The sequence below is a fragment of the Deltaproteobacteria bacterium genome, assembly GCA_009692615.1.
GTDB lineage: Bacteria > Desulfobacterota > Binatia > UBA9968 > UBA9968 > DP-20.
In genome coordinates this window covers 29,376-54,744 of record SHYW01000020.1, presented here as the reverse complement: position 1 = coordinate 54,744, position 25,369 = coordinate 29,376, and the positions used below count along the sequence as shown (strand labels likewise).

Below are 25,369 nucleotides of genomic sequence, written 5' to 3'. Positions count from 1 at the left end.
CGCACACACTTGGCCTATATCGAACCAACTCCAACAAGGTGGGGTTCCGCTATGGCCAGGTTTCTAACTTACGACCTCAACCCAACGCACTACCCTGACATAATCGCGTTGCTGTTAACATGACATATTGACGTTGCCACGACAGAAAATTTCCCAGATTCCCCATGCTGAAACTCAAAGCAATATCCTTTGCCGCTACATCTGAAGAACGGGCGCTTCTGATCGCGAACTTGCTCAAAGCCTTGCTGGAAAGCTTGGCTTCTCTATCGCGCCAAAAAACCAAAGCTTAGTGGTAGAGCTAATCATGAAAAAACTGCGGATCAATGATTCACTTAGCGCTGAATCCACGGGTCCGCGGGGTCACAACAATCTCGCAGACCATCAATCTCGACAATCTTTTTTGAACCATGTTCATCGAGCAATCAAATTTAATCACTCGTCAATAACCGAGACATTAATTTCCAGACAACCTTGTTTATCAAACGGTGGGATTCAAGGCAGATCTTTTGCTACTTTCGCGAGCTTCTTCAATCCCGGCACCAGGCTCTTCGAATCGGCGATCCCGAGGTTCTGGGCACAGTACTTTCGGTACTTGGCATCTTCCAGGAGCTTGGTGCTCGCGGCACGCGCGGCACGGCGAATCGCATCGCCATAGGCGCCGCCGGCAAGTTCCGCGCCGGCGCGCGCTTCGTCGATATCCCAAGCGCGCAGCATGAACGCCAAGTCGAACGCATCGCGGCTTAAAACCGCGGTGTCATTCCAGCGGTCGGCATTGGCCAGCCATTTTTCCGCGAAGCAACTGGTTCGGCTCAGGACCGGCACTGGAATGCTTTTGACTTTGGCAGCCGTTACCTGAATTCTCGCTTCGAGGATGATTTCGAACTTCACCGGCTCGCCATCGACGCCGAACACGGTACGAATACCGTATTGATCTGCGCGCACGTCGCGAAGTAACGACACGCCCGCTGGTAATTTCGGCCGCAGAATCCCGAGCGAGCGATTTTCAACAGTGGCACGTAGAGTGCGATAGCCGACAAGGTCGGAACAAATGAAATCTATGTCTTCCGACTCGCGAAATTCGTCAAGTTCCAGCGCGATGCGCGTGCCGCCGCCGAAACAGCAATGGGTTCGTGCCAGGACCGCCGCGTCGAGGGCGTCAAGAACACGCGCGACCTTACGGTGGCGTGGACGCCGATACTCAGCCATGCATGATCCCGCCGCCGAAGCGCGCAGAGAGCGTCTCGATCAACTGACGCTCCGACGTCTCAAGTCGATTCGGTTCGACAAAACGCCAATTGCGCTCGTACAGACTCCACGCGTCGTGAGCAGTGAGAAAATGATTGCGCCGATTCCAGCACAAAAATTTGAGCTGCGGGTAGCGTCCTACTTCGATCGTTTCGGAATCCAGGAGTTCGGTCAGCACGGCGACGAATCCCGGTTGCCGTGACGCGAACGATAGGCGTTGAGCCAACACCTTGGGTAACTTGATCCGGGCCTCCGTCTGACCGGCATCTCCTTCACGGGCGCGCTGCGCGCGTTTGGCGTGGCGCAACTGTTCAGCGCGGCTCAGATCGCTGGTACGCGGCCGGCCGCCGGCAAGGCGCTTTGCACGGGTAGGTAAGGTGCTCATGCAAGGAACGGTAACTCAGTTACGATGACGCGTCAACATAACCATCAAACTCAATTTGTATAAGTGTGTTGAGGAAACCATCGTATTGACCACGCGTCGGCGATTGAGACTGCGATTCCCCTACGGCTTGTCATTGTGCCAATCCTCAGACGAACGCCAGGGTAGTTCGTTCGCAGCATCGACAACCGGCTCTACTTCCGCCGAAACAAACTACCCGTCATCCGCGAAGTCACGCCTTCTCGCTTCAAGATTTCTTCATACTCCGCGCGGATAAACGGATCTTCCTCGTCGTAGGGGATCGCCGTGCCGCCGTCGCGCACGTCGATGGCGCCTTCGTCGATGGCTTTTTCTCCCGGCCGGCCGGGTTGTTGGGGCTGTACCAGCCCAACAGGCGCTAGAGTTATTTGTTCACGCTGATAGTGTTCGAGCACTACAGTCGAAGTGTTATGCTGGAACTTTTATTTCAGATCGTTCCGATCTTAATGTTTTCTGGATGATGGTAGCCTATTGGACGCTCTTCCATGCACGCAAAAATTGGCTCGGCGTAACGATTGAAATCCCATTGTACCGCTTTAGGCTCAGCAGATGATCGTCTCCAGAAATAAGCCACGGCGCCTGTGCGGCCACCGCACAGGCGAGAATTTTATCGTCGTCTGGATCTCTCTTGATGACCGGCTCCATCACCGAATCGGGAATCACCTCAACCACGCTCAACAGCGATTCCATGAGTTCCGCCACGGAAGTCTGCAACGTTCTGATCCTGAGTCTGAATTTCGGACGCCGCAGCACATCGCGTAACTCTTCCAGAATCGATGGAGAGGTCACTAACGCCAGATCGCCTTCTTCCGCCAAGCGCAGCAGCCGGTGCGGGATGCCGGTCCACAGCAGCGCTGAGACATAGACATTGGTATCCAGCACGACTCGGACTTTAGCCACGCCGCCGCCGCGTCTCGCGCCTCATGCCGTGTACCTCAGTCGCGATATCCGCAAGTGACGGCCCATTCTCTGGAATTCGTTCGGCGATTCGCGACGGCTTTAGCGGGTGTAACCGCTTCAAAACGATCATGTCTCCTTCCGTCCATACCGCCAACTCGCTCGAAGTCGGGAACAGCCGCAGCATTTCTTTAGGGAGTTTAATCGACCCGTCGGTTTCTACCTTGACCGCTTTCATAAGTTCCTCCCTAATTGCTTCGCAACGGAGCGTTAACCGCCCTGTCATTTTCCGGCGTCTATTCTAATAATGTCAGAGTAGCATAAACAGCCCAATTTAGTCGATTTGTCACACCGCAATCCCAATCTACGTCCGCCGAAACAAACTATCCGTCACCCGCGAAGTCACGCCTTCTTTTTTTAGGATTTCTTCGTACTCCGCGCGGATAAACGGATCTTCCTCGTCGTAAGGAATCGCCGTGCCGCCGTCGCGTACGTCGATGGCGCCTTCGTCGATGGCTTTTTCACCGGGCCGTCCGGGTTGCTGCGCGCGGTGATTATTCGGCCCATACCAGCCCAACAGGCGCATCGGTTCTTTGCTCACGCCGAAGTGCGCATGGAACCAGTCGCCGCTCATCGGCGCTGCGCTGACCATGCCGACGTGATCGTAATCTTGGCGAATGATCTTGTCGGCGTGGCCGTCTTTCCACGGCGTGAGACCATACTTCACTGGCCACGTGTAAGTGTAGCCTTTGCCCTTGATGCAGACCAAGACCGCGGCCGACGCGTGGGCGTGGGCTTTCGAATACCGGCCGTTCTCATGCTCGCCGATGAATTGATAAAAAACATTTTCGGTCATGCGCGGTTCCATGCGCCGGTAGCCGGGCGAGCGGCGGTTGTCCAATTGCAACTCGCTGTTGAAGACATCGGGAATCAGATTGGTCTTGCTCATGGCCAGGCCGCGCAGCGGATCGGGCACGACATCGACGTTGGGCTTGAAGAAGTCTTCGCCGTCGTTGTAGCGGTCTTTGAAAACATAGGGGCAGTTGAAGATGAAATCGCTGTTGCGCACCAGGTTGACCATGTTCGGCGCCGTGGTCGCCGCCAGCAACACCGCGGGCGTCGAGCGCGCGTTGACCACGCGATGCCAAGCGTTCATCGGAATCGAAAAGAGCGAACCGGTTTGCCACTCGAACTGATGTTTGCGCGCCGAGCCGTCGACCCACACTTCGGTGGTGCCGCGCCCTTCGACGACCAAATAAATTTCTTCGTACATGTGGCGCTCGGCCTTGAGCCCATCGGCGCCGGGAATCTCGACGACGTAACAGCCCCACAAACCTTCGGTGCCGTAGAGCTGAATAAACGTTCCTCTTCCGCCCAGCCGCTTCCACGGTTTGAACGGCAGCTCTTGCACGCGCTCGACGCCGATGCCGCGGTAAATCGGCACCCCTTCGCTTTCCATGAAGTTGTCGTATGGCGAGTTGGGCCGGTTCCAGCTGCCGATGCCGGCGTTCTGCCCTTTGTCGGGTTCTTGCCACTGAGTTGGACTCGAAGTTTCTTGCGCCATCAAAATCTCCTGGACTCTATCTATTACTAAGCTTCAACGTTTGCGCAGCACGCGCAGGTTTTCGGAAAGCTCACCGCAGAGCCGCTGAGAACGCGGAGTAAAAACTTTATTGATCAAGATATACTCCGAACTCTGCGAACTCTGTGTCTCTGCGGTGAAACCCCTTTTTCGTCTTCGGTTTCTCGCAAGCATCACGCGCTGCCGCTCTCAATCTCGTGCATCTCGCAGTACTCGACGACTTCTTCTAGCACTTCGACTGGCCCGCCGGGCACGGACTCGAACCACTTGCGGCAACCGCACTCGCTTTCGAAGTAATCTTTTCTGATCGGTGGTTTTTCCATTACCGTCATCTCCGTTGACCATAGATAGCATCGTTGGGCCTGGGACGACAAATCCCGTAGGGGAGGACCTATGTGTCCGCCCTCTGAGACGGGCGCACACACAGATGCGCCCCTACGCCAGATTTTTCAACCAGAATCGCCCTCAAAGGATTTGCCCTCTTTCAACGTGCTAATTTTCACCGCGCAGCTTTGATTTGATCTCAATTCACGATATATCCGGCGTGGTATGGATTTCGGAATTTTCGATCATCTCGACCGCAACGATTTGCCGCTCAGTGAATTTTATGAAGCGCGGCTAAAACTTATCGAAGCCTACGAGCGTGCCGGCTTCTACGCATATCATCTCGCCGAGCATCACTCGACGCCCATCGGCATGGCGCCGTCGCCGAGCGTGTTTCTCGCCGCCATCGCTCAGCGCACGAAGACTCTGCGCTTCGGTCCCATGGTTTATGCCCTGCCGCTGCATCATCCCCTGCGTTTGATCGAAGAGATCTGCATGGTCGATCAACTGAGCGGCGGGCGCATGGAGATCGGCTTCGGCCGCGGCTCGTCGCCGACGGAAAATGCTTTGTACGGCCAGGACCCAAACTCGGCGCAAGAAATGTACACCGAGGGACGCGAGCTGATCTTGCAGGGCTTGACGCAAAAGACCCTCAACTTCGAGGGTAAACATTACAAGTTCAAAGACGTGCCGATGGAGCTCGAACCGCTGCAAAAGCCCCATCCGCCGATGTGGTACGGCGTCCACTCGGTGGAAGCCGCCGAGCGCGCCGCCAAGCAAAGCTTAAACATGGTGAGCCTCGACTCGGCTAAAGACACACGTAGCTTCAACGAAAAATATCTCGAAGTCTGGCGCGCGCTGCACGGCAACAAACCGACGCCAAAGCTCGGGCTCAGCCGCTTTATCGTCATCGCCGACAACGATCAACAAGCGCTGACCGTCGCCCGGCGCGCCTATCCGGTGTGGCACAAGAATTTTTATTTTCTCGCGCGCATGAGCGCCCGCATGCCGGCCCATCCGCGCTCACCGGAGTTCGACCAGATGATGGCGATCGGCCAAGCCATCGCCGGCAGCCCTGAGACAGTAAGAAGATTTCTCCAAGCCCAGCTCGACGAATCGGCGGCGAATTATTTAGTCGGCCAATTCGCCTTCGGCGATCTAACCTTGGCGGAATCGCTGCGCACGATCGAATTATTTAAAAAGGATGTCATGGCGAAGTTGGGCGGCAGCGAGTAACGGACGTCTCACCGCGAAGTGTACGAAGTTCGGAATTGTTTTATCCGAAACCTTCGTGTCCTTGGTGCCTCCGTGGTGAGTAACAATCCGACGTATAGCAACCAAAGCATATTTAAGAACAACAAGGAGAAGATCATGGAAAAAATCGGATTTGTCGGCACCGGCGCGATGGGTAGCGCGTTGCTCTCGCGCTTGAAATTATCAAACGTCTCGGCGCTGTCCTTCGACATCACGACGAAAGGCCAGGAAGCAGCGCGCGCCGAGGGCGCGCAGACATTGAACTCGGCGAAGGAAGTCGCCCAAGCCTGCACCATCGTCGACGTCGTTGTGCGCACCGACCAAGAAGTGATCGACTGCATGCTCGGCGCCAACGGCGTCGTCGAAGGCGCCGCGCCGGGAACGTTGATCTTGCTCCACAGCACGATCCGTCCAAGCACGACTAAAAAAGTCGCCCTCGCCGCCGCCGAGAAACGCGTCAACGTTATCGACGCCTGCATGACCGCCGTGCCCAACGTCGTGCGCCAAGGCGGCCTGACATTTCTCGTCGGCGGCCAGAAAGCGTTCTTCGACCGCGTCAAGCCGCACTTGATGACCATGGCCAAGGACGCCGTCCACATGGGACCGCTCGGCTGCGGCAATGTCACCAAACTTTTCAAAAACATGGTCACCGCTTCGGAAGCGTTAGTAGTTTACGAAGCGCTGCAGATCGCCAAGGCCGGCGGCATCGGCTACAAAGCCGCGTTGGATCTCATGCAGAAAACTAAGTCGATGAATATTTTGGAGCGCTGGGAGACGCGCTTCCAACTCAACGGCAACGAGATGACGTTCAATCCCGGCACCAATCTCTACGATAAAGATCTGCCGCTCGCCGCCGCGGTCGGCAAGGAACTCGGCGCGGAAATTCCCGTAGTCGAAGCGCTGGCGGCGTTGGGCATCAAGCTGAACGGCGGGAAAACTAGCATCTAGAAGACTAGTCAGAGAGTTGAGATAGAGACCGCCCCATCCCCATTTCCATCTCTGTCTCTGTCTCTGTCTCATTTCATCTTATGGACAACCGAATTTACCAAGGCCACGGCGTCGAACTCGACGCCGAAGAAGTTGACAAAGGCGAATGGGTAGCCCGCGCCACCATCGTGATCGACGAGGGTGAAAGGCCCAAACGCAATCCGATCTACGGCCGGCGCCGCGCAACATTCGACAGCCAAGAGCAGGCCGATTCCTACGGCTTTGAACTGGCAAAACTTTGGATCGACGGCAAACTATAGGGTTCGAACTGCCATGGCTTGCCCGACTGAGGAGGATTTTGTGGATTTAGCAGCCGCAAAGAAGTTCTTGCAAGAAAACCACCGCGCCTGCATCGCGGTCCATCAAAAAGACGGCTTGCCGCAAATGACCTTGGTGACGCCGGCCATCGACGCCGACGGGCGAGTCATCCTGACCTCGCGCGGCACGACTTACAAAGTCAAACACCTGCGCCGCGATCCGCGCGTGTCGATGCTAGTCTTCGGCGAGCAATACAGCGGCTCGAAGTTCGTGCAGATCCACGGCAGCGCCGAAGTTGTCGATCTACCGCAAGCGATGGATGGACTGATCTACTGGTACAAGACGGTGCGCGGCGAGCACAAAAACTGGGATGACTACAAAAAACAAATGGCCGACGAACAACGCGTGCTAATTCGTATCAACATCGAAAAAGTCGGCCCGCAGAGCGTCAATCGGATTTGATTGGCCGCAAAGAACGCAAAGTTCGCAAAAAAATTCCGCGAGCGAGTCCGAATGTAGCGTATGGCCATACGCCCGGTGGTGGTGGCGTGGTGCTCTCGCGTGTCGACAGTAGCGCGGGTTTTCTAACCCGCGAGAATACGCGGATAAGAATGTCCGCGCTCCTTTAAAATCCGAACTTCGTGTCCTTCGTGGTGAAATTAATTTTCCGGCCGCGCCGCCAACCGCCCGCGATCATGCGCCAATTCAAGATGGCTCATGTCCGGCCCGACCGGCACAATCCCCGTCGGATTTACATTCATCTGGCTGTAATAACCCGCCTTGGTCTTCTGCAAGTCAAAAGTCTCCTTGATCCCCGGCCACTGATACAGCTCGCGTAAATAATTTACCAAGTTCGGATAGTCCTGGACGCGCCGCAGATTGCACTTAAAGTGGCCGTGATAGACTGGATCGAAGCGAAGCAACGTCGGAAATGCGCGCCAGTCCGCTTCGGTGATGTGATCGCCGGCTAGGTAACGCCGCTCGCCGAGCCACGTTTCCATTTGATCCAAACAGACAAAAACTTTTCTTACCGCTTCGTCATACGCTTCCTGGCTACGCGCGAAACCGGCGCGATAGACGCCGTTGTTAAAATGGCTGTAGACCAGTTCGTTTATCTTATCGATCTCGCCGCGCAGCTCTTGCGGATAAAAATCGTAGCTGACATTCGTGTGGGCGCGGAAACCGGCGTTGAACATACGGATGATTTCCGACGACTCGTTGTTGACGATAGTCCGGCGCTCGCGGTCCCATAGCGTCGGTACGGTGACTTTGCCGGTGTAGTTGGCGTTCGCCGCGGCATAAACTTGGTGCAGACGAAACACGCCGTCTTCTTCTGGCCGAAAGTCGTCGATCGCCTCCGAGTAGGCCCAACCGGCGCTCTTCGGCTTGTCGGCCAGCGACATCGAGATTACGCCGTCGAGCTGCTTCAGTTTTCGAAAAATGATCGCCCGATGCGCCCATGGGCAATTGTAGGAAACGAAAAGATGATACCGTCCAGCTTCCGCTTTGAAACCGCTGCTACCCGACGGCCCCGCGCTGCCGTCAGCCGTGACCCAGCCGCGAAACTGCGAGTCGGCGCGGACGAACGCGCCGCGTACATCGGCCGTGATCCGATCGTCGTCCACCCATTTCCCGTCTAGCATGTGGCCCATAGGAGTTCTCCCTTCGGTTCGCTAACTGGCTTCTATCAGAATCTCCGCAGGCGAAAAAGACTCCGTCTCCGCGTCCTCAGCGCCTCTGCGGTGAACCGTCCGAATCTTTCGTGTGCTTTATGCGCATTGACACCCGAATCTTCCTTCTGCGATAAGCAGAACAAATGGGGTAACACATGCAAACCGTCGGATTCATCGGTCTCGGCAATATGGGCGGCCCGGTCGCGGGCCATATCCAGCGCGCCGGCTTTCCGCTCAACGTTTTCGATTTGCGCGCGCAAGCGAGCGAACCCTTTCGCGAGCGCGGCGCTACCGTCGTCCCATCGGCGGCTGAACTTGCGGCACGAAGCGATATCGTCATGACCGCGCTGCCGATGCCCAATGACGTCGAACAAGTTGCGAAGCAAATTGTCGACGGCATCAAACCCGGCGCCATCTACATCGACATCTCGACTAGCCCACCGACGCTGATCCGCAAACTCGAACCGCTGTTCGCCGCCAAAGGCGCGCATGTTCTCGATGCTCCTGTGGCCTCGGGACAACCGGGCGCCGCGCGCGGTATCCATGAAGTGATGGTCGGCGGTGAAAAGGAAATCTTCGAGCGCGCCAAAGCGGTGCTCGACGCCTTCGGCGATCAAGTGATTCACGCCGGGCCGTTGGGTTCGGGGAGCATTTGTAAGCTGGTGCATCAGATGATCAACAGCACGATCTCCCAGGCGATCGCCGAAGGGCTGACGCTTGGCGTTAAAGCCGGCGTCGATACCATAGCACTCTGGGAATGCGTGCGCCGCGGCATGGTCGGGCGCATGCACGTGCTGCACAGCCAAGTGCCGCAAAATGTTTTTCGCAACGACTATGCGACCGACACCTTTCCGCTCAAGCTCCTGCGCAAAGACGTCGGCTTGGCCACCGCATTGGGCCGGACGCTCGACGTACCGCTGCCGCTGGCGAACATCGCCGAGCAAACTCTGGTCGCGGCGCTCAACCGTGGCTGGGGCGATCTGTCGGCGTATACCGTCCCCTTTCGTCTCCAGGAAGAAGCAGCCCAAGTCGAACTGCGCGCCGAAGGAGTGGACCCGGCGCAAGCGGCGCGATATATTTCGACGCATCCGGAGAGCAAATGAACCGGCGGGAACCCCTCGCTACGCCCTACGGGCTACTCGGGGAATCGGCAGCTTAATCCGTTTGCCCGAGTAGGTCCTGAGTAGCGCGAAGCGCGTGGCGAAGGAGCGAAACGAGGGCTTCTACGCTCGGAGGTTTCAAATGGCCAAACACGGCTACAAAATTCTCGACAGCGACATGCACATCTTGGAGCCGGCCGATCTCTGGCGGCGTTACATTGACAAGAAATTCACACACCGTGCGCCCATTGGCTGCACCGATCACGTGCGCGACCTGCGCTTGGTCGGCCCCGACGGCCGCGCCTGGGGCCGGCCCGACGATCCGCCGGCGGGAACGCTGCCACCGCCGGGACATATTTTTCATAAGAATCAGAAATTATTTGCGCCACACAATCAGCGCGGCTGGTCGGCACAAGTGCAATTGGAGGCAATGGCAGAGGAAGGCATCGACGTGGCAATTCTCTATCCGAGCCGCGGCCTGAACGTGCTCGCCATGCCAGAGTTAGAAGTGGACTTCGCCGCCGCGTTGGCGCGCGCCTACAACGATTGGCTTCATGACTTCTGCCAAGCGGACAACGCGAAGCTCATCGGCGCCGGCATGATTTCGCCGTTCAACATCGACGACGCGATCGGCGAAGCGCGGCGCTGCGTCGAGCAGCTGGGCTTCCGCGCGATCTTTCTGCGCGCCAATATCGTCAATGGCCACAACTGGCACGAGCCTTACTACGAACCGCTGTGGTCGGCTCTGGAAGATCTCGACGTGCCACTGGGCTTTCACGAAGCGAATAATTCCGCGGCGCGCCAAGCCGGCGACAACTTCGGTTACGATTTTATGCTGCGCCACACTTTCTCTCATCCGCTGGAACAGATGCTCGCCGTCGGCGCGTTTTGCGGCGGCGGAATTTTGGCGCGCCATCCTAAGCTGCGCGTCGCCTTTCTCGAAGGCAACTGCGGCTGGCTGCCGTTTCTCCTCTGGCGTCTCGACGAACACTGGGAACTCTACGGCGATCAATGGGCGCCGCATTTAGATTCGCCGCCAAGTTATTTTTTCAAGCGCCAATGTTACGCGTCCGTCGAATGCGACGAAGAACCGGTGAAATACACCATCGATTATCTCGGCAACGAAAGACTAGTCTTCCCCACCGACTTTCCCCACGTCGACACCAAGTATCCCAAAGCCGTGGAACGATTTTTAGAATTGCCGCTGAGCGCAGACGACAAGCGGAAAATTCTCTGGGACAACTGCGCGACGTACTACGGCATGACGGGGTGATAGAACACGATGAACGGTGCAAGCAAAAAATTCCGTGCATACATTCCTTGTAGGGGCAGACCTACGTGTCGGTCCTCCAAACAATGGACGGTCTTGTTTACGGTACTTGGATTGTTTTTCAGCAATTTGCTACACGCCGCCGAACCGCCGCAGAAAGTCTGCATCGGCTACCCGTCCTCGGCGGTTTCCACCCTTCCCTTCGACATCGCCAAAGAAAAAGGCTTCTACACCAAAGCCGGCGTCGACGTCGAATATATTCAGATGCGTAGCGCGCTCGGTCCCCAAGCGATTCTCAATGGCAATATTCAATTCTTCACTTCGCCGCAGTCGGCGATCAACGCCGCGGTGGCGGGCTTGCCGTTGGTCGTCGTGCTGTCGCTCTACCGCGACTCTCCTTGGGTCTTGGTCACGACCAAAGAAATAAATCGAAGCTCAGATCTCATCGGTAAACGCATCGCCATCTCGGATATTCGATCTTCGCCCTATTACTTCGCCCGCGCTGGACTGCGAAAACTCGCCATCGAGGAAAAACAAATCAACTTGGTCACCACCGGCGGAACGGCCAACAGCTTCGCGACATTGACGACCAATCAAGTGGCCGGCGCGGTCTTGAGCCCGCCCTTCGATGAGAAAGCCGTGAGTCTCGGCTACAAGAAATTTCTTTATCTGGGCGACCTCGCCGACATCCCATACGTCGGCCTGTTTACCTCCCAGGCGGAAATCCGTAGCAACCGCGAACGCATCCGCCGCACCATCGCCGCCGTCCTGGAGGCGGTCAACTGGCAGCGCAACAATCGCGCCGAAGCGGTCAAGATGATCGCCAGCCGCTTCAAAATTAGCGCAGCCGAAGCGGAACGGTCTTACGAATCGATGACCGCGATCTTTTCGCCCGACGGCGCCATCAACTCCAAGAAGGTGCTAGGCTATCTAAAAATCTTAGGCGAAGAACGGCCGATACCGGAGAATTTCGACGCCGAAAAGCTCGTCGACTTCACTATGCTACCCTCGGCGCGCTGAGGGAACATTCATGAAAGCTACAATCATTTTCCTCGCTGCGATCATCACAACTGGGAACGGCACGGGTGAACTCTATGCCGCCGCCGATCAACTCGATGAAATACTGCGCGAACAAACCAAAGCGCGCCAGGAAGAAAAAGCAAAAGAACTTAAAGCCAACGAGCAACTCGATAATTTGAAACGCGACCAACAGTTACAGCGCTCGCAACAGGATTTGGATCGGATCACCCAGCAAAAACTCGATCCGTCTCAGCCGCAAAGACCGGAGGCGGGACAGATTCAACAACAGCTCGATCAAATTAAGAACGACCAGCAGCTGCAACGCTTGCAAACCGAACAACAGATTAACCGCATTCAACGCGAGACCGACTCGCTGCGCCGCCAGCAACAGATCAACGAGCTGCAACGTCAGCAGCAGATTCGTTCGCTGCAAGAGCAGATCCAGCGCAATCAGCTACAGCGGGATTTAGAAAATCTCCGCCACCAGCAGCAAAATCTCCGTTAACGCCGAGCGAGCAGCGTCACATCGACAGTTGCTGCTTCAACCACTGAACGATCACCGACTGCGAATCGCCGCCACCCATGTGGCCGCCGGCGTAGAAGCGTGCCGATTTCGGTTTGCCATGTTCGAGTAGCAAATACATATCGGCAATCGGAAAGACGCTGTCGTTGACGCCATTGACACACAAGAGCGGCGCGCAGGGCTTGTCGAGGAGGCCTCGATCAAGCAGCGACAGCTTGGGCGCGTACTCGATCCACTCTTCGGCGCTGGAACGGCCGAAGGCGCAAGCCAAAGTTTCTGCCAATTCAAAAGGATACTCACCGCGCTGCGCCTTGACGATCCAGTCTTTTTGAAAAGCGAAGTGTGCCGGTCCGCCTTGGTTGACCACAGCACGCAAACGGTGCGCGTGGGTATGGGCAACCTTGGTCGCCCAGTAGCCGCCGGTGCTGCCGCCGTGCATGCCGACGCGGCCGGCGTCCAAGTCGGCACGGCTGGCGATGAAATCGAAAAACGCGTTCCACAACCGCTCGCCATTTTCCGAACCGGCAATCGGCGCATCGGCGACGCCGGGCATGTCGATCGCCAACGTCGCCATTCCTGCCGCGAGATAGTGGTCGCTCGGCCGCTCTTCTTTAAACGCATCGATGCCGCCCCACAACATCACGACCGGTGCTTTGGCCACGCCTTTCGGTTTGCGCAAAAGACCGAAGGCGGAAGTGCCTTCACTGGCTTGTCCTTTGAATGGCATCTCGACGCGCTCCAATGGCAGATCGAAGTAACGCGCGGCTTTGAGAAAATTTTCCTGAGACTTTCTGTAAGCCTCTAGCTTCCCCGGCGAGTTGGGCGCCGGATAGCGCGCCACGTGATAGCAATCGTAGGCGATCAAATATTCTCGGCGCGCCGTCGCCGCGTCGCCCGCCGCTTCCGCTTGAGCCGCGCGCTCTTCATGGGGCGCCGCGAGAGCGCTGAACGCTTTGGCCCAATCCTCCCGGTCGACGGATTTAAGTCCGTGAATTACCGGCGCCACTTCAGCGTAGATCGTATAAAGAAATGGATTGCGGTTGCCCTTGGCTCGATCGAGCAGTTCTTCTTTCACTTCGCTCATCGGCCGCGGGCCGAATTCACCTGCCATGTTCGGGCCTCCAATGTAGACATTGATTCGCTTGCTGCGAAACTAATCGGCGCTGAACGCCAAGTCAACATTGCCCCGGCGTAAGTCATCGCTAGCGATTGACTTCAAGCGCGGTTCTATTGCAGTAATGAATCATGGCCAGTGAATCCGATAGCCAAGCTTCTTTAAGCGGCCACGCAGCCATCGCCGGAGCCGAATCGCTTCCTGTTTATAATTCGGCGGGGCGCGATTTTTTGACCCGCGTGCTACCGCCGGTGTTGGCGGTCTCAAGCGTGATCGCGATTTGGTGGACGCTTTATCTGATTTATCCACGCCTGCTGCCGAGCCCGCAGAGCACGGTCAACGAAGCGATCCGCTTACTTTCCGACGGCACGTTTTTCTTTCACATGTATCAAAGCCTGCGCCGGGTTTTCGTCGGCGCTACCGTGGCGATGGGCTTCAGCATCGCCGTCGGCATCTACATGGGCACGGTGCGGATGGGCGAACATTTTTTTCAGCCGTTGGTAGTGTTGGGGCTGACCATTCCCGGGCTCATGTGGGCGCTCATCGCCGTCATGCTATTCGGCATCAACGAGTTCGCTTCCTATTTCGCCGTAGCCGTGACGACCTTTCCCATGCTGGTGATCAACATCTGGGCCGGCGTGAAGTCCTTGGACAAAGATCTCATGGACATGAGCCATGTTTTTCATTTCACCAAAGCGATGAAAATCACCCAGGTGATCTTGCCGCAGCTGGTGCCGAATATTTTCGCCGCCACTCGCTACGGCTTGGGCTTGGCTTGGAAAGTCGTCGTGGTGGTCGAGATGTTCGGCACCAGCAACGGCGTCGGCTATCAGGTGATGAAGTCCTACCAAGTGTTCAACATGGAAGGCGTCATCGCCTGGACGCTCACCTTCGTCGTCGCCATGATCGTCATCGAATACGGCGCCATCAATCTCGCCGAGCGCCGTTTGACGGCGTGGCGCCCCAAGATCGACGTCTGGAGACGCTAGATGGCCGAACTCGTCGTGGAAAATATCGAGAAGTGGTTTCACCGCGAAGATGGCCAGCCCTTCAAAGTCATCGACCGTTTGTCGTTCAAAGCGCGTGAAGGCTCGGTCACGGTGTTGATCGGGCCCTCCGGTTGCGGCAAGTCGACGTTGCTTAATTCCATCGTCGGGTTGGAACGGCTCGACCGCGGCGAATTGAAATTCGTCGACGGCGGCAAAACACAAGAGCGGCCGCTGATCGGCTACGTCTTTCAAAGCCCGCGCCTGCTGCCGTGGAAAACCGTCGGCGACAACCTGCGCTTGGCGCTCAAAGGCGCCGACGTCCCTGAAGCGCAGTGGCAAGAACGAGTGAAGAAATATTTACAGATGGTCGGCTTGGAAGAATACCTCAACCAGTTTCCGCTTTATCTTTCCGGCGGCCAACGCCAACGGGTCGGTCTGGCGCGCGCCTTGGCGATCGAATCCGATTTGGTGTTAATGGACGAACCCTTCGCCAGCGTCGACGAATTGACCGCGCGGCAATTGCGCCAAACCACGCGACGCTTGTGCGAGCAGTTGCACCGCACGGTTCTGTTCGTCACCCACAACCTGGCCGAGGCCGCCTACATGAGCGACTATGTCGTCACCCTGACACGCCGGCCCGCAACTTTAGACGCCTACGTGACCAATCCGCTCCCGACACCACGGCAATGGGGGCCGGACATTTATGGCTTCGCCGCCGAACTCGAAACCAAAGTGACACTCAAGGAGGAAGGTGAATTATGAAAACCAAATTATTTCTCAGAGCCGCGCTTGCAACTCTGTTGGCGGTCGGATCGACACACGCCGGCCAAGCGCCCCAAGCGATCAACCTCGCCACCAGCGCCGCGGGCCAATCCGGCTATATCGCCGCGATGATCGAAAACAAAGGCCTCGACCTCAAGTACGGCATCAAGATCACCAACATGTTGATGGACTTCACCGAAGCGGCCAACGCGGTGAAGCTCGGCCGCGCCATCGCCAGCTCCATGCAGCCAAGCACGGCGGTGAACTTGGTGAAGAGCGGCACGGATATTCGTCTGATCCTGCCGCAAATTTGGTCGGGCAATTCCTGGGTGGTTAAGAAAGACGCGCCGTACAAAACCTTCGCCGATTTGAAGGGCAAAAAAATCGGCAACTTCGCCCGAGTCACCGGTGCATTCTTTTTCTCCGCGGTGATCGCCAAGGAGCAGAAGCTCGATCTCGAAAAAGACTTTCAGTCGATCCCCGCGGAAACCGGCGCGCTGATCGCTTTACTCGAGCGTGGCGACGTCGAGGCGATCAACATGTTCGAACCCCACGTCACGCGCATGGTGATGTCCGGCCGCTACCGCGTGCTGGTGGATTTCGATATTGCGCTCGAAGAAATCTTTGGCTCGCCGCCGCTCAAATCCACCATCGGCATGTTGAAAGAGACCGTCGAGAAACAGCCGGCGCTGGTCAAAGCCCTGCGCAGCGCCTACGCCGACGCTGTGCAGATGATTAAGAAGGGACAAGACGAAGAGTACTTCAAAAGCAAAGCAAAGGAATTTTTCAATCTCAGCAGTGCCGAGGAAATCACCGCCGGCATCAAGGTAAACAAGGATAACTTCGCCGATAAATGGGGTGACAATTTTTTTCAGTCGCAAAATAAAATCTTGCAATCGGGCATCGGCCTCGGCTTGCTTCCGAGCATCGGCGATCTCAATAATCTCTGGATCAAATAGCTTAATAAGAAACTGCCGCGGCGCTGAAGTCGCCGCGGCAGTTGAGCGTTTAGCTAGTAGTTTCTTTGATTAACGCGGCACGCAGAAGGTCGGATCGCTGTGTAGCGTCTCGTTCGGCCGGTCGCCGCGCTGCAAGTACATCTTGACCCAAAGATTATAAAAATACTCGAGGTCCTGTTGAGTCTTCTGCAGCTCACCGGCGCGGTTACGCGATACGATCGTCACCCATCGGTCTTCGACGGCGAGGCTGACCAATAGACAATCACGCCGTTTGTCGAGGTGGCAACCGATGCCGCGCAGCAGCTGAGAGACGCTGTGTGGATCCGGCGATTCGGGAGCAGGTTTTCGATCAGCGCGCACTCTCGCGGCCAAAGCTTGGAGCTCGTTTGGCGAGAAGCGCAACTCGATTTCATTGTTGGTCTTTTCCGCTATGGCGGGCGCCGGCGGCTTGCTGAATAGATCGCGAACCGAACGGAGCAACGACGGCTTCGGTTGTTGCTGCACCACCGGCGGAATTTTTCCCTTGATCAGGTAATCAGCATTTTCCACTCGGAGTTCGAAACTCGAGCAACGATGCTTTTCCAGAACTTGCCCGAGCGTCCGAAACATCGCAGCTTGAGATGACTCCAACCCCTGAGAGGAAGAACTTTCGTCGACTAACCCAACTGGGAGAGATTCGAAAGATCCGCTATGTCCCGCAGTATTCTGTTTCATCATCTGACTCCTTCACTGCCAAGCTTGCTTCCGGGGGCATCGCTTTTGGCAGCTCGGCAGTCAGACTAGGTTACGGCACTTGGCCGTAGTGATCTGATCCGTGGCTTTCCGCCCTCCCCTCACGGAGAGTTTGGCTTTTTCAGGCGACTGACTCAATTCGCTACGGAGATGGTAAAGCAATGGCGATGCCAGGTATTGGACGGTTAAGAAGTGATCGATAACACTCACAAAGGCTAAGCCAAACCGGCGCGATGCTGTCAGCGATGACAGCCGCTCCGGTCAGTTTAGACAGAGGTTAAAAGAAAGGAGACGTAATTAGGATGAAAATTCCGAGATCGAAAACAGTTTGCGATTTCCAAAAAGGCCAGCAAACGATCAAGGCAAACCGCTAGCACCCATCAGATAACGATCGCACTCACGGGCGGCGCCACGCCCTTCGTTGATCGCCCAAACGACCAGGCTCTGGCCGCGCCGGCAGTCGCCGGCGGCGAAGACGCCGCGTATGTTTGTCGTGAATTGTCCATGTTCGGCTTTAGCATTGGAGCGCGAATCCCGTTCGACACCGAGCTGCGAAAGCACTGAATCCTCGGGGCCGAGAAAGCCCATGGCGAGCAGCACCAGATCGGCCTTGAGAACCTTGTCCGATCCTCCCACTCGTTTAGGAATAAACGCGCCTTGCTCGTTTTTGGCCCACTCAACATCGTAGACATGCATTTCCTTGACGTTGCCGTGGTCATCGCCGACGAATTTTTCACCGGTGGTGAGATAGACCCGTGGATCGGCGCCGAAGCGCGCGGCAACTTCTTCTTGGCCGTAGTCGAGCTTGTAGACCTTGGGCCATTCTGGCCAGGGGTTGTCGGCTTGCCGCGTGTCCGCGGGACGCGGCAGGATTTCTAACTGGGTCAAGCTTTTGCAGCCATGGCGCATGGAAGTGCCGACACAATCGGTGCCGGTATCGCCACCACCAACAACGATGACATGCTTATCTTTTGCTGAAATGAAATTGCCACCCTTATGTTGGGAGTCGAGCAGGCTCTTGGTATTGGCGCGGAGAAAATCCATCGCCAGATGAATCCCCTTGAGATCCCGACCGGGAATCGGCAGATCGCGCGCCTTGGTCGCGCCGGTGCAGATCACCACGGCATCGAAGTTGTTGATCAACTGCGCTGCCGGCAGATCGACACCGATATGCGCGTTGGTGACGAACGTGACGCCTTCCGCGGCCATCAGGTCGACGCGCCGCTTAACGAATTGTTTGTCGAGCTTCATGTTCGGGATGCCGTACATGAGCAGGCCGCCAATCCTATCGGCGCGCTCGTACACGGTCACCAGATGGCCGGCTCGATTGAGCTGCGCGGCGCACGCCAAACCCGAAGGGCCCGAGCCGACGACGGCGATTTTTTTTCCCGTGCGCTTTTCCGGTGGCTCGGCCGTGACCCAGCCTTGCTTGAAGCCGTTGTCGATGATCGCCGCTTCGATATTTTTAATCGTCACCGGCAGTTCGTTGAGCCCCAATACGCAGGAACCTTCGCAGGGCGCCGGACAGACCCTGCCGGTGAATTCAGGGAAATTATTGGTCTTGTGTAAACGCGCTAGAGCTTCTTTCCATAAGCCGCGATAAACCAAATCGTTCCACTCGGGAATTAAATTGTTGACCGGGCAGCCCGACGCCATGCCGCTGATCAGCTGGCCGGTATGGCAGAACGGAATGCCGCAGTCCATACAGCGCGCGCCCTGCTGTTGCAACTTCGATTCGGCGAAATGTTCGTGAAACTCGTGCCAGTCTTTCACCCGCTCCAGCGGCGAACGATCGCCCGGCAGTTCGCGTTCGAACTCCATGAATCCAGTCGGCTTACCCATCTCTCGATCTTCTCTTTCTATCGGCTCTGGTAAGTTGAGTTGTGAATTTCGACTCAACTAAAAACTCAACACTCAAAACTAAAAACTCTAATCCCGCGTAAGAGTATTAGTTGCCGCTCACCCGCGACGCGTCGTTCTTGTTGGCTTCAAACGCCGCCATCAAAGCGTCGTCGCCGACCAAACCTCGGGTCTCGGCATCCTGCAACGCTTCCAAGACGCGGCGGTAATCCCGCGGCATCACTTTGACGAATTTGCCGGCGGTCTCTTGGCGCAGCGCCAAGAGCTGCCACGCTCTGGCGCTACGAGTGTAAACCGCGTGGCGCTTCAACATCTCTTCCACTTCCAACCAGTCGCGATCGTCCAAGGGCTCCAAGCCGACGGTTTCATAGTTACAGCGGTTCTTAAACGTGCCGTCTTCATCCAAAACGTAGGCGACACCGCCGGACATGCCGGCGGCAAAATTGCGCCCAGTCTTGCCGATGACCACGACCCGGCCGCCGGTCATGTATTCGCAAGCATGATCGCCAACCCCTTCGACCACCGCGCGCACGCCGCTATTGCGCACGCCGAACCGTTCGCCAGCCATGCCGCGAATATAGGCTTCACCATTGGTGGCGCCGTAGAAGGCGACGTTGCCGACGATGATGTTTTCCTCTGGCATGAAGGTCGAGCCTTCGGGCGGATACAAAACCACTTTGCCGCCGGACAAACCTTTGCCGAAATAATCATTGGCATCGCCTTCCAGCTCCAGCGTCATACCCGGCGGTATGAACGCGCCAAAGCTTTGCCCCGCCGATCCCTGAAAGTGAAAATGGATGGTGTCTTCGGGCAAACCTTGCGGCCCATGACGGCGCGTCACTTCACTGCCGAGAATCGTGCCGACGACCCGATTGGTGTTGCGGATGTCGAGCGTCGCTTTGACCTTTTCCTTGCGCTCCAACGCCGGCGCGGCTAAGTCGAGCAGCACCTGATTGTCGAGAGCGTTTTCCAAACCGTGATTCTGCGGAATCTGACAATACCGTCCGACTTCCGGACCGACGTCAGGTTGATAAAAGATCGCCGAGTAGTCGAGGCCCTTAGCTTTCCAATGCTCCACCGCCTGACGCATTTCGACCTTGTCGGTGCGGCCGACCATTTCGTTGATCGTGCGCACGCCGAGCTTGGCCATATGCTCGCGCATTTCTTGGGCGATGAAGCGCATGAAGTTGACGACGCTGGCGGGATCGCCGGCGAATTTCTTGCGCAGCTCAGGATTCTGCGTCGCCACACCCACCGGGCAGGTATCGAGATGGCAAACACGCATCATGATGCAGCCGAGTGTGACCAAAGCAGTAGTGGCAAAGCCAAACTCTTCGGCGCCGAGCAAGGCGGCAATCACGACGTCGCGGCCGGTTTTCAACTGACCGTCGGTCTCTACCGCGATGCGGCTGCGCAAATTGTTGAGCAGCAAAGTCTGATGAGTTTCCGCCAAGCCCAATTCCCACGGCAAGCCGGCATGTTTGATACTGGTCTGCGGCGACGCGCCGGTGCCGCCGTCATGGCCGCTGATCAGCACCACGTCGGCGTGGCCTTTGGCGACGCCCGCAGCAATGGTCCCAACGCCAATCTCAGAAACTAGTTTAACGCTGATGCGCGCATAGTGATTGGCATTTTTAAGATCGTGAATCAGTTGGGCCAAATCTTCGATGGAGTAAATGTCATGATGGGGCGGCGGCGAGATCAAACCGACGCCCGGCGTCGAGTGACGCACTTTGGCGATCCACGGATAAACTTTTCGGCCGGGTAACTCGCCGCCTTCTCCTGGCTTGGCGCCCTGGGCCATCTTGATCTGAATTTCCCGCGCTTGGGTGAGATAATAACTGGTCACGCCGAAACGGCCCGATGCGACTTGCTTGATCGCGCTATTTTTCGAATCGCCGTTGGCTTCGAGCACGTAGCGCGCCGGATCTTCACCGCCTTCGCCGGTGTTGCTCTTACCGCCTAAGCGGTTCATCGCGATGGCGAGCGCTTCGTGGGCTTCTTTACTGATTGAACCATAAGACATGGCGCCGGTCTTGAAGCGTTTAACGATGACGTCCACCGGCTCCACTTCGTCGAGTGGAATCGGCTCCGCGGCGTATTTCAATTCCATCAAACCGCGCAGCGTCGCCATGCGCTCGGACTGATCGTCAATCAGTTGGGTGTACTCTTTGAACGAACGGTAATCGTTGTTACGGCAAGACTTCTGAAGCAAATGGATCGTGCGCGGATTGAACAGATGCAGTTCGCCATCTTTGCGATACTGATACTGACCGTACACTTCCAAGGTATGGCCGTTGAGCGGATAGTTCGGATAGGCGCGCGCATGTTGCTGCGCCGCTTCCTGGGCAACCTCGGCCAAGCCGATGCCGCCGACCCGCGACGGTGTCCACGAGAAATATTTATCGATCAACTCATGACCGAGACCCACCGCCTCGAAAATTTGCGCGCCGCAGTAGGACTTGATCGTCGAGATGCCCATCTTGGCCATCACCTTGACGACGCCCTTGTAAACCGCGCGGTCGTAGCCTTTGACGGCGTCGGGATAAGTAATGTCCTTGAGCAAGCCCTCAGCGATCATGTCGTTGAGACATTCGTAAACCAAATAGGGATTGATCGCCTGCACGCCGTAGCCCAGCAGCAGACAGAAGTGATGCACCTCGCGCGGCTCGCCGGATTCCAACACCAGACCCACTCGGGTGCGCGTGCCGCGGCGAATCAAATGATGATGCAACCCGGCCGACGCCAACAGCGCCGGGATCGGCGCATGTTCGCGGTCGACGCCCTTGTCGGAAAGAATCAAAATCGTCGCTCCACTGGCAATCGCTTGGTCGGCGGCGGCAAACAATTCGTTCAACGCGCGCTCCAAACCCGCTTTGCCGGCGGTGGGATTGAAAAGAATCGGCAGGGTCGTCGACTTGATGCCCGGTTGATCGATTTGCCGGAGCTTGATCATGTCCGAGTCGCGCAGAATCGGATCGTGCAAGCGCAGCTGCCGGCAACTCTGCGGATTGGGATCGACGAGGTTGCCTTCGGTGCCGATGGTCAACGTCGTCGAAGTGATCAGTTCCTCGCGGATCGGATCGATGGGCGGATTGGTCACCTGGGCGAACAGCTCTTTGAAATAGTTGTAGAGCAGCTGCGGCTTGTCCGACAGCACCGCCAACGGCGTGTCTGTACCCATGGACCCCACCGGCTGAATATTGTTCTGCGCCATGGGACCGATATTGACGCGCAGATCTTCGAAGTTGTAACCGAAGGTCTGCAAGCGTTGCAGCGTCGCGTGGTGATCGATCTGCGGCACTTGCTCGGCAACCGCGGGCAAATCGTCGAAGTGAACGAGATTTTCTTTCAGCCAGCTGGCGTAAGGCTCGGCGGACGCCATCTCTTGCTTGATCTCATCGTCGCTGATGATCCGCCCTTCTTTCGTATCGACGAGAAACATCCGGCCGGGCTGCAAGCGGCGTTTTTCCAGCACCCGCTCCGCCGGCACGTCGAGCACGCCCACTTCCGAAGCCATGATCACCAGATCGTCCTTGGTCACGTAGTAGCGCGACGGGCGCAAGCCGTTACGGTCGAGCACCGCGCCGACCACCGTGCCGTCGGTAAAGGCGATCGACGCCGGACCGTCCCAAGGTTCCATCAAGCTGCTGTGATATTCATAGAAGGCGCGCTTTTTCGCATCCATACTCTCATGATTTTCCCAGGGTTCGGGAATCATCATCATCACCGCATGGGGCAACGACCGGCCGCTCAAGGCGAGAAATTCCAGACAGTTGTCGAACTTGGTCGAATCGCTGCCGTCTTCTTGGATGATCGGAAACAGTTTTTTTAAATCGTCGCCGAACATTTGCGATGCCAACATGCCTTGGCGCGCGTGCATCCAGTTCTCGTTGCCCCGCAGCGTGTTGATCTCGCCGTTGTGAATCAAGTAGCGATAGGGATGGGCCCGGCCCCAGCTAGGAAACGTGTTGGTGCTGAAGCGTGAGTGAACCAAGGCGATGGCCGACTCGATCAGTGGATCGGAGAGATCGGGATAAAACGTCGCCACTTGGCGCGGCGTCAGCATGCCTTTGTAGATCAGCGTGCGGCACGACATACTCGGCACGTAGAAATATTCGCCGCCAGGCAAGCCGGCATAACGAATCGCGTTCTCGGCGCGCCGGCGAATCACGAAGAGCTTTCGCTCGAAGGCAAGATCGTCGGTGATCGCCTCAGCCCGGCCAATAAACACTTGACGCACGAACGGTTCAGACGCCTTGGCGGTTTCGCCGAGATACATATTGTCGGTAGGCACTTTGCGCCAACCGAGACATGTCTGACCTTCCTCGGCGATAATGCTTTCGAGGATTTTTTCAAATTGCTGACGCTGCTCGCGATGGTCGATGGAGAAAATCATTCCGACACCATATTCGCCAGGGTCGGGCAACTGGAATCCGAGGCCGGAACAGGCGTCTTTTAGAAACGCATGGGGAATTTGCATCAAGATGCCGGCGCCATCGCCGGTATTCTCCTCGCAACCGCAGGCGCCGCGATGATCGAGATTTTGCAGCACCGTCAGCGCCTGGTCGACGATCTCATGGGACTTTTCACCTTTGATATTGACCACGAAGCCGACGCCGCAAGCATCATGCTCGAAGCGTGGATCGTAAAGCCCTTGTTTCTTCGGCACGCCAGCCGGACTGCGCTGATTTAGCTGCTTCATGGAACTACCCTTCATACTTACTTGCGCAAACTCTGAATATCCGAAATGCTGAGATTTGAATGGTTACTTTTTCTTGGCGCTGACGTTCTCGGCCAACCCTGCGTCCAGTTCGAGCGCCTGAGATTCCTTCGCCGTCGACAAAACGATCTTGGTCACCGTCCGCGTCACCCCCTCCACGGAGCGAATTTGTCCCAGCAACTTTTCCAGCGAACCGGTATTCCCCGACTTAACTTTCAGAATGAAGCTTTCGTCGCCGGTCACATGATGACATTCCAACACATCCCGATAGCTCAAGATCTGGATCGCGAACTGATCGATATCCCGCTGATTACCGATGGAAACGCCAATGAAAGCGGTAATATCTTTACCGACCTTCTTGCCATCGACGAGAGCCTGATAACCTTTGATCACGCCGCTCGCTTCGAGCTTCTTCACTCGCTCCATAACGGCGGGAGCGGACAACTCCACCTCGTCGGCGATATCGGCCAGACGAGTTCTACCGTTATTTTGCAGAATAGAAAGAATTTTTAAATCTATTTGGTCAATCAAGTTAATTAAATTAGGTCTGAGAGTTACTTTAGCTAATCTTCATATGTCATCGTCAATAAAAATTGTCAACTATGGTCAAGGAAGTTTTACCAACCAATCCGACGATCAAGGAGCATAAGAGAACAGCCTTGCAGAGCCGCCCTGCAAGAGAAGAATCGGCCGAGATATTTAGCTGTAAGACGGCGATAACTAGAAGATTGAATAGGAGCAAGGGAAGACTCCGGAAGCCGTGTCAGGCGGCTCCCGGAGTGTGTGACAGCAAGCGCGGGGCGAATGCGCTTCGGTCAGGGGGCTTAGGAACGGAGTAAAGCGAAATTCATGGGCCTCACATGAGCGGCAGTTCGGCCGAATCCTTACCAGTGGCTAGCGACTCAGTTGCCCAGGGGCATTGAATGCCTAGCTTGGGATTCTTCACCAGCAATTTGTCGAGCACGATGCGGGCGCGATTGTCGGCGCTATCGGCCTTGACCGCTTCGGCGAGCGCCCAAACCGCACCGGTCAGGTCGCCCTGACCCTGTAGACTCATGCCCAGATTGCGGTAACCGCTGGCCCGCACCCAGTCCATCTCGATGGCACGCCGGCAATGTTTCTCACCCTCGGTAAATCGTCCCAAACTATTCAGGCAATAGCCGATGTTGTTATGTAAAACATAACTGACTTTGCGCTTCGTCGGCGCTAGCTCCAACGCCGCGGTAAAATGCTTCAGCGCCGCCTCGACTCGTTGCTCGTCGGTGGCGATCTGTCCCAGGGCTAAGTGGCAATGGGCCGATTGCTCGGGATTCTTGTTCATCCGGATATAGCCTTCGAGCAAATTGATCGCCGAGTCGATCTTATTGACACCGCGGTAGAAACCGACAACGAAAAGCATCCAACGAAAATAGTCTTCGTCCGACTTACTGTTTTTGAGTCGATCCAACAGCAATCCTTCGGTGTCTTGTGCCGGTTCAGCCGATGCCAATGCCAGTGTTTTCTTGTCGGTGTTGCTCATGGACAAAGCTATAGAGCAATGCAAATACCAAGACATAGTTCGCCTCGGAACTCCCAAGAGCGGAACGCAATTCAAGAAACCCTTCTCTATCGCAAGCGCCCAAATGGGCGAATCACCGGTGGCAACAGATAAACAAGGCGTCGCGGCCCGACAGCAA

The 25,369-nt window shown here is 56.5% G+C and carries 24 protein-coding genes and 1 riboswitch; of the genes, 11 read left to right on the top strand and 13 right to left on the bottom strand.

The window, feature by feature from the left end; genetic code table 11:
• Window positions 1–492 precede the first annotated feature (492 nt).
• The 6 genes from EXR70_07095 to EXR70_07070 all read right to left on the bottom strand — a co-directional run bounded on the left by EXR70_07095 (window position 493) and on the right by EXR70_07070 (window position 4,127).
• A complete protein-coding gene (locus tag EXR70_07095; protein MSP38241.1) occupies window positions 493–1,206 on the bottom strand; it encodes a hypothetical protein in 714 nt (237 codons plus the stop codon).
• On the bottom strand, window positions 1,199–1,423 hold the full coding sequence (locus EXR70_07090) for a hypothetical protein (protein MSP38240.1): 225 nt from the start codon (window positions 1,421–1,423) through the stop codon (window positions 1,199–1,201). Before EXR70_07090 ends, EXR70_07095 begins: the two co-directional genes overlap by 8 nt.
• A 398-nt stretch (window positions 1,424–1,821) precedes the next feature.
• A complete protein-coding gene (locus EXR70_07085; protein MSP38239.1) occupies window positions 1,822–2,061 on the bottom strand; it encodes a hypothetical protein in 240 nt (79 codons plus the stop codon).
• Between the two features lie 73 nt (window positions 2,062–2,134).
• Window positions 2,135–2,566, bottom strand: a complete 432-nt coding sequence (locus EXR70_07080) for a putative toxin-antitoxin system toxin component, PIN family (protein ID MSP38238.1) — start codon at window positions 2,564–2,566, stop codon at window positions 2,135–2,137.
• Window positions 2,559–2,801 (bottom strand): hypothetical protein, encoded by a 243-nt coding sequence (locus EXR70_07075; GenBank protein MSP38237.1) that lies wholly within the window; start codon window positions 2,799–2,801, stop codon window positions 2,559–2,561. Before EXR70_07075 ends, EXR70_07080 begins: the two co-directional genes overlap by 8 nt.
• A 126-nt stretch (window positions 2,802–2,927) precedes the next feature.
• Window positions 2,928–4,127: a cupin domain-containing protein gene (locus EXR70_07070; GenBank protein ID MSP38236.1), complete on the bottom strand. Its 1,200-nt coding sequence runs from the start codon at window positions 4,125–4,127 to the stop codon at window positions 2,928–2,930.
• 567 nt (window positions 4,128–4,694) lie between these two features.
• On the opposite strand from EXR70_07070, the gene EXR70_07065 reads away from it, so the two are divergent.
• From EXR70_07065 to EXR70_07050, 4 genes are all read left to right on the top strand, one after another.
• Entirely contained in the window at window positions 4,695–5,705 is a 1,011-nt protein-coding gene (locus EXR70_07065; protein ID MSP38235.1) for an LLM class flavin-dependent oxidoreductase, read from the top strand.
• A 135-nt stretch (window positions 5,706–5,840) separates the two neighbouring features.
• Entirely contained in the window at window positions 5,841–6,671 is an 831-nt protein-coding gene (locus tag EXR70_07060) for an NAD(P)-dependent oxidoreductase (GenBank protein MSP38234.1), read from the top strand.
• A gap of 80 nt (window positions 6,672–6,751) precedes the next feature.
• Entirely contained in the window at window positions 6,752–6,970 is a 219-nt protein-coding gene (locus EXR70_07055; protein ID MSP38233.1) for a hypothetical protein, read from the top strand.
• Between the two features lie 13 nt (window positions 6,971–6,983).
• Window positions 6,984–7,430, top strand: coding sequence for a TIGR03618 family F420-dependent PPOX class oxidoreductase (locus EXR70_07050; GenBank protein ID MSP38232.1), 447 nt, complete (start codon window positions 6,984–6,986; stop codon window positions 7,428–7,430).
• Between the two features lie 197 nt (window positions 7,431–7,627).
• On the opposite strand, the gene EXR70_07045 is transcribed toward EXR70_07050, so the two are convergent.
• Window positions 7,628–8,620, bottom strand: a complete 993-nt coding sequence (locus EXR70_07045; GenBank protein MSP38231.1) for a glutathione S-transferase family protein — start codon at window positions 8,618–8,620, stop codon at window positions 7,628–7,630.
• Window positions 8,621–8,796: 176 nt separating this feature from the next.
• Between EXR70_07045 and EXR70_07040 the strand changes: the two genes are divergently transcribed.
• The 4 genes from EXR70_07040 to EXR70_07025 all read left to right on the top strand — a co-directional run bounded on the left by EXR70_07040 (window position 8,797) and on the right by EXR70_07025 (window position 12,536).
• The gene (locus EXR70_07040) at window positions 8,797–9,744 is read left to right on the top strand and encodes an NAD(P)-dependent oxidoreductase (GenBank protein ID MSP38230.1); all 948 of its coding nucleotides are present in this window, start codon (window positions 8,797–8,799) and stop codon (window positions 9,742–9,744) included.
• 139 nt (window positions 9,745–9,883) lie between these two features.
• The gene (locus EXR70_07035) at window positions 9,884–11,014 is read left to right on the top strand and encodes an amidohydrolase (protein MSP38229.1); all 1,131 of its coding nucleotides are present in this window, start codon (window positions 9,884–9,886) and stop codon (window positions 11,012–11,014) included.
• 9 nt (window positions 11,015–11,023) lie between these two features.
• Entirely contained in the window at window positions 11,024–12,031 is a 1,008-nt protein-coding gene (locus EXR70_07030) for an ABC transporter substrate-binding protein (protein ID MSP38228.1), read from the top strand.
• Between the two features lie 10 nt (window positions 12,032–12,041).
• A complete protein-coding gene (locus EXR70_07025; protein ID MSP38227.1) occupies window positions 12,042–12,536 on the top strand; it encodes a hypothetical protein in 495 nt (164 codons plus the stop codon).
• Window positions 12,537–12,552: 16 nt separating this feature from the next.
• Here EXR70_07025 and EXR70_07020 read toward each other — a convergent pair whose 3' ends face one another.
• Entirely contained in the window at window positions 12,553–13,638 is a 1,086-nt protein-coding gene (locus tag EXR70_07020) for an alpha/beta hydrolase (GenBank protein MSP38226.1), read from the bottom strand.
• A gap of 161 nt (window positions 13,639–13,799) precedes the next feature.
• Here EXR70_07020 and EXR70_07015 point away from each other — a divergent pair, with 161 nt between their 5' ends.
• Genes EXR70_07015 through EXR70_07005 form a run of 3 tightly spaced genes read left to right on the top strand, consistent with a single transcriptional unit; the run spans window position 13,800 to window position 16,378 of the window.
• The gene (locus EXR70_07015; GenBank protein ID MSP38225.1) at window positions 13,800–14,657 is read left to right on the top strand and encodes an ABC transporter permease; all 858 of its coding nucleotides are present in this window, start codon (window positions 13,800–13,802) and stop codon (window positions 14,655–14,657) included.
• Window positions 14,658–15,419 carry an ATP-binding cassette domain-containing protein gene (locus EXR70_07010; GenBank protein MSP38224.1) on the top strand — a complete coding sequence of 254 codons (762 nt, stop codon included), beginning with the start codon at window positions 14,658–14,660 and terminating at the stop codon, window positions 15,417–15,419.
• Window positions 15,416–16,378, top strand: coding sequence for a hypothetical protein (locus tag EXR70_07005; GenBank protein ID MSP38223.1), 963 nt, complete (start codon window positions 15,416–15,418; stop codon window positions 16,376–16,378). The genes EXR70_07010 and EXR70_07005 overlap by 4 nt, the downstream gene beginning before the upstream one ends.
• 69 nt (window positions 16,379–16,447) lie before the next feature.
• Here the strand turns inward: EXR70_07005 and EXR70_07000 are convergent, their stop codons facing one another.
• The 5 genes from EXR70_07000 to EXR70_06980 all read right to left on the bottom strand — a co-directional run bounded on the left by EXR70_07000 (window position 16,448) and on the right by EXR70_06980 (window position 25,248).
• On the bottom strand, window positions 16,448–16,927 hold the full coding sequence (locus EXR70_07000; protein MSP38222.1) for a hypothetical protein: 480 nt from the start codon (window positions 16,925–16,927) through the stop codon (window positions 16,448–16,450).
• A 209-nt stretch (window positions 16,928–17,136) separates the two neighbouring features.
• A riboswitch (cyclic di-GMP riboswitch) is annotated at window positions 17,137–17,237 on the bottom strand.
• A gap of 230 nt (window positions 17,238–17,467) precedes the next feature.
• Window positions 17,468–18,952, bottom strand: coding sequence for a glutamate synthase subunit beta (locus tag EXR70_06995; protein MSP38221.1), 1,485 nt, complete (start codon window positions 18,950–18,952; stop codon window positions 17,468–17,470).
• A 106-nt stretch (window positions 18,953–19,058) separates the two neighbouring features.
• A complete protein-coding gene (gene gltB / locus EXR70_06990; protein ID MSP38220.1) occupies window positions 19,059–23,675 on the bottom strand; it encodes a glutamate synthase large subunit in 4,617 nt (1,538 codons plus the stop codon).
• 63 nt (window positions 23,676–23,738) lie between these two features.
• Window positions 23,739–24,221, bottom strand: coding sequence for an Lrp/AsnC family transcriptional regulator (locus EXR70_06985; GenBank protein ID MSP38219.1), 483 nt, complete (start codon window positions 24,219–24,221; stop codon window positions 23,739–23,741).
• Window positions 24,222–24,549: 328 nt separating this feature from the next.
• The gene (locus EXR70_06980; GenBank protein MSP38218.1) at window positions 24,550–25,248 is read right to left on the bottom strand and encodes a tetratricopeptide repeat protein; all 699 of its coding nucleotides are present in this window, start codon (window positions 25,246–25,248) and stop codon (window positions 24,550–24,552) included.
• Window positions 25,249–25,369 lie beyond the last annotated feature (121 nt).